The following is an 11246-nucleotide window of genomic DNA, read 5'->3' as shown; positions in this document are numbered from 1 at the left end:
CCCTTTCGGGTTCGGTGCGGGGCTTTTCTGCGTTTACGGGTCTTTTCACTCCTTGGGTTTCGTGGTAGGGGAAACTCGGATGAAGCCGGGCCGGCCCGCTCGTTAGGATCCCGACGTATGAACGAGTACGTGATACGTCCTGTGCGGGCTGAAGAGTGGGACAAGGTGAAGGAGCTGCGGCTCGCGGCTCTGCGGGATCCGGCCGCGCCGGTCGCCTTCCTGGAGACCCTTGAGCAGGGCGAGGGGAGGAGCGATGAGTTCTGGCAGGAGCGGGCTGCCGGTGCCGCTGCAGGGCGGAGCGTCCGGCAGTTCGTGGCCGAGGGGCCTGATGGGGTGTGGGCCGGGACGGTGAGCATGCTCCTCGAGGAGGCCGGTACGACCGACATCTTCGATGGGGAGATCGAGCAGGCCCAGGCGCACCTCGTGGGCGTGTTCGTCCGACCCGGGCAGCGCGGGACCGGGCTGACCGAGAAGCTGTTCTCGGCCGCGCTGGAGTGGGCCTGGGGGCTGGAGGAGCCGGCGCTGGTGCGCGTACGGCTCTTCGTGCACGAGGAGAACGCGCGGGCCGCGGCGTTCTATCGGCGGTTCGGGTTCGTACCCAGCGGGACGGTCGTGCCGATGCCGACCGACCCGTCCGCGAAGGAGCTGGAGTACGTGTTCCCGCGGCCCGCCTAGCGGGCGGCTACGGGGAGGTCCGCTTCCGGCCAGCGGGAGCGGGCCTGTTCGCGGCTGCGGCACAGGGCGACGAGCGGGAGGGTCGTGTCCTGGAGCAGCTGTGGCAGTTGGGGGATAGGGGCCACGGCGGCGACGTCCTCGAAGACCAGGGTCAGTGGTGGGTCGAGCCGACCGTCGGATGACCGTGCGGCCATGCGGCGGCCGTGCTCGACCACGCTCGAGGCGAGTGCGGTCAGCAGTGGCATCGCACCCGGGTGGGCACGGGGGTCTTCCAGGGGTTCGCCCACCACGTAGAGGGTGCCCCCTTCGGAGACGAACGATGCCAGGGCGAGGGAATCGGTTCGGTTCGGGGTGCAGGATTCCCGGATGTGGATCGAGGAGAGAGCGGTCAGGGCGCGGGCCGTGAGGTGTTGGGCCTGTTCGCGGCGGTCGGGGTGGGCGGTGAGCGCGCTCTCCAGTTCGCCGGCCGCGCCGGGGGCGGCCGTCGCCGCCTGGGGGTGGGTGCGCAGGATGCGGACCGGCTCCTGGGCGTTGGTGCCCTGGGCCCAGCGGTGCAGCTGCTTGAAGGGGCGGTCGTCCAGGGCGGCGGCCTGGAGCCAACTGCGCAGGAGCGTTTCCGCGGTGTCCGCGAGGGCGGAGTCCATACGGGCCTGGGGGCGGACCGGGGCGAGCAGCGCGATGGCTCGGGCGGCGGCGGTGGCGCGGTCCGCGCAGCCTTCGGTGGGGCTCCAGTGGATGCGGGCCGGGGTGTCGCAGAGGTGGGAGGGGTCGTAGAGGAGGACGGGGCCCAGCTTGGAGCGGGCGTCCTTGGTGTCCGACCAGAGGGCGGGGGAGGACGTGATCACGAGGGTCGCGCCCTGTGCGGATGCGATGGCTTCTGCGGCTGCGGTGGTTCGGGCTTGGGGTGGGGCGTAGGCGAGGCGCGGGGCGTGTGGCGGGGTGGGGGCAGGCACCGGCACCGGCACCGGCGCCGGGGTCGGTGCGTAGCCGAAGCCGTAGCGGTATGCCTCGTCCGTGGGGGCGGCGGCGTTGCCGGGGGCTCTGCCCCCGGGTCCCCGCTCCTCAAACGCCGCAGGGGCTGAGAACCGCTGCGACGGGGCGGGGACGGGGTGGGGTTTGGTCGGGATGGGGACCGTGGCGGGGTGCGGCGCCGCCGCCGGGGGCCGGCTCCCGGGCCCCCGCTCGTCGAGCGCCGGTGGGGCTGGATGTGGCTTCGGCCGGTCCGGAGGGTGGGGCGGTTCGGCCGTCGGGGGGTGGCGGCGGCGGGATTTCGTGCGGGCGACGATGCCCAGGGTGAAGATCGCCAGGACCAGGAGGATCAGGAGCTGGCTGATGAACAAGCCCCAGAAGAGGCCCCAGTTGGAGAGGGCCTCGGGGGGTGTGTCCGGCCAGGCGGCCGGGATGTTCTGCGGTTGGGCTATCAGCGAGCGGACCGCGGTCGGGGTGCGGGTGAAGGTGACCTCGCTCGGCCAGGCGCCCTTCGTGAAGAAGGCCGCCAGGCCGGTGGACGTCCAGATGAGGACGGCCAGGCCCAGGAGGAAGGCCAAGAGGCCTACCAGGAGGCCGTCCGGGATGCCGCCTTGGGGGCGATGGTCCGTGCTGTTGGGCATGTCAGGCCACCGTGGTCGCCGAGCCGCCGGCGTTGCGGTGGCGTTCCATCAGGAGGGCGCGCTCCTCCGTCTCCAGTTCGGCGGCGAGGAGGTCGTCGGGCAGGCGGTGCTGGACCGAGGATTCGGTCATGGCGCGGTCGGTGAAGACCAGGGGGCGTTCGGCTTCGGTGATCAGGTGTTTGACGACCTGGACGTTGCCGTTCACGTCCCAGACCGCGATGCCGGGGGTCAGGGTCGGGATGATTTCCACCGCCCAGCGGGGGAGGCCCAGGACGCGGCCCGTGGCGCGGGCCTCGTCGGCTTTCTGGGCGTAGATCGTGCGGGTCGAGGCCATCTTGAGGATCGCCGCCGCTTCGCGCGCTGCTGCGCCGTCCACTACGTCCGATAGGTGGTGGACGACCGCCACGAAGGACAGGCCCAGGCGCCGGCCGAACTTGAGGAGGCGCTGGAACAGCTGGGCCACGAAGGGGCTGTTGATGATGTGCCAGGCCTCCTCGACGAGGAAGATTCGCTTCTTGCGGTCCGGTCGGATCCAGGTGTGTTCCAGCCACACGCCGACGATCGCCATCAGGATCGGCATGGCGATGGAGTTGCGGTCGATGTGGGAGAGGTCGAAGACGATGAGAGGGGCGTCGAGGTCGATGCCCACGGTGGTCGGGCCGTCGAACATGCCCCGCAGGTCACCGTCGACGAGGCGGTCGATGACGAGCGCGACGTCGAGGCCCCAGGCCCGGACGTCGTCTGTGGCCACGTTCATCGAGAGTGCCGATTCGGGTTCCGGGTGGCGCAGTTGTTCGACGATGTCCATCAGGACCGGCTGGCGGTCGCGGATCGTTTCGACCACGTAGGCGTGCGCGACCTTCAGGGCGAAGCCCGAGCGTTCGTCCAGGCCGTGGCCCATGGCGACTTCGATGATGGTTCGGAGCAGCGCGAGCTGGCCCGTCGCGGTGATCGCCGGGTCGAGGGGGTTGAGGCGGATCCCGTCGTCGTTGGCGGCGATGGGGTCCAGGCGGATGGGGGTTATTCCCAGCTGCTGGGCGATGAGGTTCCACTCGCCGACGCCGTCTTCGCCCTGGGCGTCCAGGACGACGACCTGGCGGTCCCGGAAGCGGAGCTGGCGTAGGACGTACGTCTTCTCCAGGGCGGACTTGCCGTTGCCCGACTCGCCCAGGACGAGCCAGTGGGGGGCCGGGAGCTGCTGGCCGTACAGCTGGAAGGGGTCGTAGATGTAGCCCTTGCCGCTGTAGACCTCACGGCCGATGATGACGCCGGAGTCGCCGAGTCCGGGGGCGGCCGTGGGCAGGTAGACGGCTTGTGCCTGGCCCGTGGACGTGCGGACGGGGAGTCGGGTGGTTTCGACCTTGCCGAACAGGAAGCTGGTGAAGGCGTCCGTCAGGGCGGACATGGGATCTCGCATGGGCGGCCATTCCCTCCAGCTAGCGTCGGATGCCGGTGGCGAACGGCAAGGTGTTGACGAAGGCGCGGTGGTGCTCGCGGTCGCACCACTCGAGCTTCAGGTAGGACTTGCCCGCCGAGGCGCGGATGGTGCGCTTGTCGCGGGCGAGGGCTTCGGGGGAGCGGGAGGAGACCGTGATGTAGCCGACGAGGTTGACGCCGGCGGCGCCGCTCGCGAGGTCTTCGCCGCGCTGGTCGAGCCGGCCGTGCGCGGCGATGTCGCGGGGGTCGACGGTGCGGTTCATCTTGGCGGCGCGGCTGGCGTCGGCCTCGTCGTTCGTCTTCTCGGTGAGCATGCGCTCGATGGCGATCTCGGTGGGTTCCAGGTCCATGGTGACGGCGACCGTGCGGATGACGTCGGGGGTGTGGACGAGGAGCGGGGCGAGGAAGTTCACGCCGACCGGGGTCATCGGCCATTCCTTGACCCAGGCGGTGGCGTGGCACCAGGGGGCGCGGGTGGAGGACTCGCGGGTCTTGGCCTGGAGGTAGGTCGGTTCGACGGCGTCCAGTTCGGCGGGCCAGGCGTTGCGCTTGGTCATGGCCTGGATGTGGTCGATGGGGTGGTCCGGGTCGTACATGGAGTGCACGAGGGAGGCGAGGCGGCCCTGGCCCAGCGGCTGGCGGACGCGGATGTCCGCCTCGGCGAGGCGGGCGCAGATGTCGGTGAGCTCGCGGGCCATGACGATGGCGAGACCGGCGTCGCGGTCGACCCTGCGGCCCTTGTGGGGGGTCGCGGCGCGGGCGATGGTGTGGGCCTCGGCGGCGAGTTCGCGGGTGAAGTGGATGCAGGCGACGAGGTACGCGCGGTGCTGCTCGGAGGAGGTCGACACCATCGACTGGAGCTGGTCGTACGAATCGCGCAGCCAGACCGGGGCGTTGGTGTTGCCGCGGGCGGCAACGTCCTTGTCGTGGGCCTCCGGGTCGGCGGGCAGGGTGCGTACGAGCATCTGGAGGCGGGTGACGAAGCCGTCGCCGTTGGCCACGTGCTTGAGGAGGGTGCCGAAGCGGTCCACGAGGGCCTCTTGGTCCTCGCTGTCGCGCAGGCCCACGCCGGGGCCCTCGATCTCGATGGCGGCGGTCACGGTTCTGCGGTCCGCGTGGAGCAGGACGGCGATCTCGTCGGGGCCGAAGGGAGCGGCGAGCCAGTTGATGCGGCCGATGCCGGGGGGCGGGCCGACCTCGACCTCGCGGCCGTCGGCGGCGCGGATGCCGGCTTCCATGGCGCCGGAGCGGAACGTCGTGCCGCGGCGCAGGGTGCGCTTGTAGCTGCGGTTGATCTCGAACCAGCGGTAGAAGGTGCGGCCGCGGTAGGGGACGTAGACGGCGGCGAGGGCGAGCATCGGGAAGCCGGCGAGGGAGGCGATGCGCAGGGTGAGGGAGGGGACGAGCAGTCCGCTCATCATGCCGAGGAACGCGCCGACGATGATCAGGGCGATCTCGCCGGTCTCGCGGTTCTTGCCGACGATCGCGTTCGGCCGGGCCCGGCCGATGAGATACGTGCGGCGGGGCGTGACCGGGTGGAGCTGGTGGGACTGGGTCGTCACCGCCCGTCACCTCCTGTGTTCCTCGTGCTGGAGCCCGTACGGGGCGGGGGTGCGGCGGCGGGGCCGCCGCCGTTTCCGCCGCCGGAGCCGCGGCTGCTGTGTGCGGCCATGCCTCCGGAGATCTGGTTGGCGTCGCCGCCGGCGCGGTGGGCGCCGCCGCCGCTGTTTCCGCCGCCGCGGCTGCTGTGGGTCTTGATGCCCTGGGAGACGAGGGAGGCCGGGGAGCTGATGACGGCGGCCGCCTGGGCGCCGTCGGTGGCCTTGCTGCGGTTGGTGCGGGCGGAGGCGATCTCGTCGCCGAAGCCGGGGACGAAGCGGTAGATCATCGCGGAGGCGAAGATCGCCAGGAGGATGATGGCGAGGCCGGAGACGACCGCGGAGAAGGCGTTCGGTCCCTTGTCGCCCGCCAGGGCTCCGGCGAGGCCGAGGACGATGACGATGACCGGCTTCACGAGGATGACGGCGATCATGATGCCCGCCCAGCGGCGGACGTGGCCCCAGAGGTTGCGGTCGACGAGGCCGGCGTAGACGACGGTGCCGAGCAGGGCGCCGACGTAGAGGAGCGCGGCGCGGATCACGAGCTCCAGGCAGAGGATGCCGGCGGCGAGGACGGTGACGAGGGCGACGACGATCAGCATGATCGGGCCGCCGCCGATGTCGTCGCCCTTTTTGAGGGCTTCGGCGAAGGAGCCGAAGAAGACGTCGGTCTGGCCGCCGGTGGCGGAGGCGATGACCTCGGTGACGCCGTCGGTGGCGGAGACGACGGTGTAGAGGATGAGGGGGGTGAAGGCGGAGGCGAGGACGGTGAGCCAGAGGAAGCCGATGGCTTCGGACATGGCGGTGGCGAAGGGGACGCCGCGGATGGCTCGTTTGGCTACGGCGAAGAGCCAGAGGATGAGCGTGAGGATGGTGGAGGCGGCGAAGACGATGGCGTACTGCTTGAGGAAGGCGCCGTTGGTGAAGTCGACGTTGGCGGTGCCGTTTACCGCTTTGCTGAGTTCGCCGACGATCCAGGCTGCGGCGTCGGCGCAGCCCTTTGCGAGGGAGGAGAGGGGGTTGAGGGCGTCGGTGGGGTCGCTGGGGGTGAGGCCTGCGCCGGGGGCGGGGGCGGAGCCGTCGCGCTCGCAGTAGTCCTTGGCAGGACCTGAGATCAGCCCGCAGGGGTTGCTCGGGCTGGGCAACGGGGCCGGCGGCGGTGACGGAGCGGCCGTCGCGCGGGTGGCGAAGAGGATGACGGCGGTCTGAACGGCTGCCGCCGTGGCACCGATGCCGCGGAGCGGCAGCTTGCGGCTACCGGGCATAGGTGAAGCCTCCGAACTCGGTGACGGCGCGGCCGATCTCGTCTGCGGTGGACACCGGGTCGTCGCCGGTCACGGGGGTAGGACCGTCCCTCTGCGCGGTTTCGAGGACCTTCCAGTCGGACCCGTTCCACTTCAGCGTCAGGGAGATGGTGAACCAGCCGCTGGTCACGGGGCGGGTGGACTTCTCACCGGTCAGGCCGAACATGCCGATGCACCAGACCTCGACCGAGGCGGTCCCGTTGGAGAAGCTCTTGACCTTGGCGCCTGCCGGAACGGTCCGGTTGACGAACGTGGAGCCCGTGGGCGCGAGGCCGTCCTTGGTCAACCCGATCTGCGCGAGCAGACCGGGCGAGTAGTCGGCGTCGAAGCCGCTCTGGAGCTTCGTCTTGGTGCTGTCGTCTGCGACGGCGTCGACGATGGCGTGTCTGCGCGCAGGGTTGAACATGCCGTCAGAGCCGAGTGCCACGGCGTAGTTCGATGCCGCGGACTGGGCTCCCTGCTGATCCTGTGGGAAACCGGAGGGCACCCCAGCCGACTTGCCGTCCACCGGGGCGGTGCCCGTGGCCGCCGTCGGGTTGGTGGCGGTGGGGGGCTTGTCCGCGGTCGGGGGGTTCTCGGGGGTGCGGGACTGGTTGGCGAAGGCGATGGCTGCGATGAGGAGGACCACTACTCCGACGACTGTGATCAGGCCTCGGGGGGTGCGGCGCGGTGGGGCGTACGGGTCCGTGGGCTCCGGGAAGCGGGTACGGGTCTGGCCGGTGCCGCCGACCTCGCCGCGACCGTATGGGTCGTCGGTGCTCATTCGGTGTTCGCCCCCTCCGCGTCGTACGACGGTAGCGCTGGTATCCGCGCAGGCGCGGCGTGGTGAGTCCTCATCAGAGCTCGGGCTAGACGGCCATTCCGTAGACGATCGTGAAGAGGGTGCCCAGTGAGCCGATGATGAAGACGCCCGTCAGGCCGGCCACGATGAGGCCCTTGCCCTGTTCCGCGCTGAAGGTGTCGCGCAGTGCGGTGGCGCCGATGCGCTGCTTGGCCGCGCCCCAGATGGCGATGCCCAGGCAGAGCAGGATCGCTACGGCCATGACCACTTCGATCATGATCTTCGCTTCGTTGCCGAGACTGCCGAACGGCCCCCAGTTCGGGGCGATTCCGCCGATGATGGTGGTGATGTCGCCCTTTTCGGCTGCCAGGATCATGTAACTCACCGCCCCTGTATGGGTAGTTCCGGTAGCCCGTGCCCGGACGGCAGGGGTCACGCTCTATCTTCCCTGATGAAACCGCCGTCGGATGTCGACTTGACTGCTCTCTTTACCCGATCCGTCGCCCCGGGTGCCGTTCGTATGTCCTGACCTGGGGTCGGGCGGCGTGTGGGGGAAAGAACGTATCGTCACTCTGTGTATCACGAGGCGTGACTGCGGGCAATGATTGCCGTCCCGGTGTGCTGGGTGGTCGCCGTGGGGGCGCCGTTTGGCGCAACGGGGCGTGGTTCGTTCGACCATGCCGATGGTGTTTTCCGACATTCCGTCAGTCGGTCGATCCGCGCCACCGGTTGCGGGCGATGCTTCGTGTGGGCAGGCCGTCGTCAGGCCGTGCCGGCCGGCGTCCCCGCGGTGCCGCGCCCGGGGCACGAGCCGGGCGCGGGATCCGCGGGGTGGGGTGGTGTCCGGGCTACGGGACGAAGATGTTCGAGGTGAACGGGGCGAAGCGGGTCTCGCCCGAGTGGATGACGCCGATGACCGCCCCGGTGCACCAGCGGCCGCTGGTGATGAAGACGGGGCCGTCGGTGTGGTTCGTGACCGCGGCGGGGCCGTTGTGCAGGACGCAGCCGGACGGTTCGTGGATCGCGTGGCCGTTGATGAACAGTTCGCCCGAGGACGCGTGGGCGGAGCCGCCGAGGCCGAGGGCGAGGGTGGCGGCGGCCGCGAGGGTGCCGAAGGTCGTGGTCGGGCGTCGTCGCATGGTGGGGAGCCTCCAGTGGGCCGGTAGGTGACGATCATCTTCCGGTTGCGTGGCTCACCGTATGGGGCCGGTAGCGGATGGTGACGCCCGTCGGGGGGCGCGTGGATGCGTCAGGGGCGCACACGTGTCCGGTGTGCGCCGCCAGTCGCCGCGTCGGCTTCGAGCCGGACCTCGGGCGGAGCGGAAGCCGCCTCTACGGGAGCCAGTGCGCGGGGCGGGTGAGGGCGGGCGGGATGCGGGTCGCGGGGTTGCCCCGGGCCGCGTTCAGCTGGGGCTGGGTGAGGAAGAGGGCCTCGCGGAGGTCGGCGTCGCGCAGGTCGGTGTCGCGGAAGTCCGCGCCGATCAGGTCTGCCGTGCGCAGGTCCGCGCCGCTGAGGTCGGCTGCGATCAGGTAGGCGCCGCGGAGGTTGGCACCGCGCAGGTCCGCGCCGGAGAGGCGGGCGCCCATCAGGTCGGCGCCGCGGTGGTTCTTCTTGCGGCCCGCCACCTTGGCCCGTACGAGCTCGCTGGTCTTGAGGAGCAGGGTGTTCACCTCCTGGCGCAGCGGGGTGATGTCGAGCTCCGCGAGGGCCTCCGGGGTCGCGCCGGTCCACCCGGTGGTGTCGGCCAGGGCGGTGCGCAGCTCCGCGTGGAGCGGGCGGGCCGCGGGGAGGGTGAGGGCCTCGGTGAGGTAGGAGAGCAGCTCGTGCAGGCTCCGCATCACCGGGAAGGCCGTGAACATCGCGCGGGCCGTGCCGGGGTGGGTGCGCCAGTCGCGGCCGCCGAAGGTGACCTGGGAGACCTGCTGGCCCGCGCCGAAGCAGTCGAAGACGGTGCAGCCCTGGAAGCCCTGGTCGCGCAGCCCGGTGTGGATGCCGCAGCGGAAGTCCTGCCGGAGGTTCTTGCAGGGGGTGCCGGCGGACTTGTTCACGGCGAAGTCGCTGGACTTGGAGAAGGGCAGGGCCACGCAGCAGAGCGCGAAGCAGTTGGCGCAGTCCGCTTGGAGGAGCGGGAGCGGAGCGGGGGCGGCGGGGCTGGCGGGGCCGGCGGGAGGAGGCTTGGGCACGTCCCCATTGTCTCCCGGAGGGGGAGTTGTGCCGTCGTCGGGTGCCCGGGGCGCGGAAAGCCCTTGATCGTTGTGGGCGGGTCCGGGGAGCATCGCCGCATGACCGAAGTGATCGCAGTAGCCGTCATCACCTTCCTCGCCGTCATCAGTCCCGGCGCGGATTTCGCCATGGTCGTCCGCAACAGCTACCTGTACGGGCGGCCCACCGGCCTGTTCGCGGCCGCGGGTGTCGCGGCCGGGGTGCTGGTGCACGTCTCGTACACGATGCTCGGGGTCGGTCTGCTGATCGCCTCTTCCGCCGAGCTGTTCACGGTGATCAAGCTGGCGGGTGCCGCGTACCTGGTGTGGATCGGGATACGGACCTTCCGGGCGCGGGCCGAGCTGACCGTGGACCTGGAGGAGAAGGGCGGGCTGACCCCGTTCGGGGCGCTCAGGAGCGGTTTCCTGACCAACGTGCTCAATCCGAAGACCACCCTGTTCGTGGTGTCCACCTTCACGCAGGTGGTCGGGCCGGGGACCCCGGTGTGGCAGCAGGCCGGGTACGGGCTGTTCATGTCGGCGGCGCACCTGGGCTGGTTCGGGGCCGTGGCGCTGTTCTTCTCCAACTCCCGGCTGCGCGACCGGATGCTGAAGGCGCAGAAGACGCTGAACCGGGCCATCGGGTCGGTCCTGGTGGGGCTCGGGGTGGGGCTGGGCTTCGCCCGTTGAGGAGGGTGGGGGCTGGCGGTCGCCGGTTACCACTCGGTAGCGTGGCGGCCATGGGCGCCGAGGGCAAAGTCAGCGATGTAGAGGGGTTCTACGAGCGGATCGACGCGGGACGGTTCCTGGCGAGCGGCTACACGCGCGGCCCGTGGGATCCCGGCGCGCAGCACGCCGGTCCGCCGGCGGCGCTGCTCGGGCGGGCGATCGAGGAGCGGCCGGGCGGGCGGGGCGACATGCGGATCGCCCGGATCACGTACGAGATCCTGCGCCCGGTGCCGATCGGCCCGTTGGAGCTGACGACCAGCGTGCTGCGGGCCGGCCGCGGCACCGAGGTGGTCGAGGCCGCGCTCGCCCCCGCCGGGGCCGCGCCCGTGATGCTGGCGCGGGCGCTGCGGATCCGGGTGGCGGGGGAGTCCGTACCGTCCGTCGTGCCCGGGCCGGAACTGCCGCCGCCCGGGGAGGTGGGGCCGACTCCGTTCTTCCCGGTGCCGTGGGAGACGGGCTACCACTCGGCGATGGAGACCCGGTTCACGCGGGGTGCGTTCGTCGAACTGGGGCCCGGGACGTGCTGGATGCGGATGAGGGTGCCGCTCGTCGCCGGGGAGGAGCCCCGGCCCCTGGACCGGGTCCTGGTCGCGGCGGACTCGGGCAACGGCATCAGCTCCGTCATGGACTTCGCTCGGTACGTCTTCGTCAACGGCGACCTGACCGTGCACCTGCACCGCCATCCGGCCGGTGAATGGGTGTGCGTGGAGGCCCGTACGAGCGTGGACGCGGCGGGCATCGGGCTGGCGGACGCACGGCTGCACGACGAGAAGGGCCCGATCGGGCGGAGCGCGCAGAGCCTGTTCGTGGCGCCGAGGGGGTAGAGGGGCCGAGGGGCCTAAATACTTCGTATCGTCGTATGAGTTCACCCGTACGCCGGGGGCCGTGCTCCAACTGCCCGTGGTGCTGC

Annotated in this window: 11 protein-coding genes; 3 read left to right on the top strand and 8 right to left on the bottom strand. The window is 71.0% G+C overall.

Annotation, left to right across the window (positions count from 1 at the left end):
* Window positions 1–117 precede the first annotated feature (117 nt).
* Complete coding sequence (locus tag AC6CKD_RS25205; protein ID WP_498330099.1) at window positions 118–675, top strand: GNAT family N-acetyltransferase; 558 nt, start codon at window positions 118–120, stop codon at window positions 673–675.
* On the opposite strand, the gene AC6CKD_RS25200 is transcribed toward AC6CKD_RS25205, so the two are convergent.
* The 8 genes from AC6CKD_RS25200 to AC6CKD_RS25165 form a co-directional block, all read right to left on the bottom strand.
* Window positions 672–2285, bottom strand: coding sequence for a type VI secretion protein (locus AC6CKD_RS25200; RefSeq protein WP_498330097.1), 1614 nt, complete (start codon window positions 2283–2285; stop codon window positions 672–674). The two genes, AC6CKD_RS25205 and AC6CKD_RS25200, sit on opposite strands and share 4 nt — an antisense overlap.
* A gap of 1 nt (window position 2286) precedes the next feature.
* On the bottom strand, window positions 2287–3702 hold the full coding sequence (locus AC6CKD_RS25195) for an ATP-binding protein (RefSeq protein WP_498330095.1): 1416 nt from the start codon (window positions 3700–3702) through the stop codon (window positions 2287–2289).
* Window positions 3703–3721: 19 nt separating this feature from the next.
* Entirely contained in the window at window positions 3722–5284 is a 1563-nt protein-coding gene (locus AC6CKD_RS25190) for an SCO6880 family protein (RefSeq protein WP_498330093.1), read from the bottom strand.
* Entirely contained in the window at window positions 5281–6585 is a 1305-nt protein-coding gene (locus AC6CKD_RS25185) for a hypothetical protein (RefSeq protein WP_498330091.1), read from the bottom strand. The genes AC6CKD_RS25190 and AC6CKD_RS25185 overlap by 4 nt, the downstream gene beginning before the upstream one ends.
* On the bottom strand, window positions 6575–7387 hold the full coding sequence (locus AC6CKD_RS25180; RefSeq protein WP_498330089.1) for a hypothetical protein: 813 nt from the start codon (window positions 7385–7387) through the stop codon (window positions 6575–6577). The genes AC6CKD_RS25185 and AC6CKD_RS25180 overlap by 11 nt, the downstream gene beginning before the upstream one ends.
* Before the next feature lie 85 nt (window positions 7388–7472).
* A complete protein-coding gene (locus AC6CKD_RS25175) occupies window positions 7473–7781 on the bottom strand; it encodes a DUF8827 family protein (protein ID WP_031145169.1) in 309 nt (102 codons plus the stop codon).
* A 472-nt stretch (window positions 7782–8253) separates the two neighbouring features.
* Entirely contained in the window at window positions 8254–8544 is a 291-nt protein-coding gene (locus tag AC6CKD_RS25170; protein ID WP_498330087.1) for a hypothetical protein, read from the bottom strand.
* A 193-nt stretch (window positions 8545–8737) separates the two neighbouring features.
* The gene (locus AC6CKD_RS25165) at window positions 8738–9589 is read right to left on the bottom strand and encodes a pentapeptide repeat-containing protein (protein WP_498330085.1); all 852 of its coding nucleotides are present in this window, start codon (window positions 9587–9589) and stop codon (window positions 8738–8740) included.
* 99 nt (window positions 9590–9688) lie between these two features.
* Between AC6CKD_RS25165 and AC6CKD_RS25160 the strand changes: the two genes are divergently transcribed.
* Window positions 9689–10297 (top strand): LysE family translocator, encoded by a 609-nt coding sequence (locus tag AC6CKD_RS25160; protein ID WP_498330083.1) that lies wholly within the window; start codon window positions 9689–9691, stop codon window positions 10295–10297.
* 50 nt (window positions 10298–10347) lie between these two features.
* Entirely contained in the window at window positions 10348–11160 is an 813-nt protein-coding gene (locus tag AC6CKD_RS25155; RefSeq protein ID WP_498330081.1) for a thioesterase family protein, read from the top strand.
* Window positions 11161–11246 lie beyond the last annotated feature (86 nt).

This window comes from Streptomyces sp. GQ60, assembly GCF_059758875.1.
Note: the sequence above shows the minus strand (reverse complement) of the source record. Positions and strands in the feature narration are given on the sequence as shown.

Bases quoted from the DNA above. Each gene is read 5' to 3' on its own strand.
- AC6CKD_RS25180 (WP_498330089.1), bottom strand. From the start codon at position 7,387: ATGAGCACCGACGACCCATACGGTCGCGGCGAGGTCGGCGGCACCGGC.
- AC6CKD_RS25175 (WP_031145169.1), bottom strand. From the start codon at position 7,781: ATGATCCTGGCAGCCGAAAAGGGCGACATCACCACCATCATCGGCGGA.
- AC6CKD_RS25200 (WP_498330097.1), bottom strand. From the start codon at position 2,285: ATGCCCAACAGCACGGACCATCGCCCCCAAGGCGGCATCCCGGACGGC.
- AC6CKD_RS25195 (WP_498330095.1), bottom strand. From the start codon at position 3,702: ATGCGAGATCCCATGTCCGCCCTGACGGACGCCTTCACCAGCTTCCTG.
- AC6CKD_RS25185 (WP_498330091.1), bottom strand. From the start codon at position 6,585: ATGCCCGGTAGCCGCAAGCTGCCGCTCCGCGGCATCGGTGCCACGGCG.
- AC6CKD_RS25170 (WP_498330087.1), bottom strand. From the start codon at position 8,544: ATGCGACGACGCCCGACCACGACCTTCGGCACCCTCGCGGCCGCCGCC.
- AC6CKD_RS25160 (WP_498330083.1), top strand. From the start codon at position 9,689: ATGACCGAAGTGATCGCAGTAGCCGTCATCACCTTCCTCGCCGTCATC.
- AC6CKD_RS25155 (WP_498330081.1), top strand. From the start codon at position 10,348: ATGGGCGCCGAGGGCAAAGTCAGCGATGTAGAGGGGTTCTACGAGCGG.
- AC6CKD_RS25205 (WP_498330099.1), top strand. From the start codon at position 118: ATGAACGAGTACGTGATACGTCCTGTGCGGGCTGAAGAGTGGGACAAG.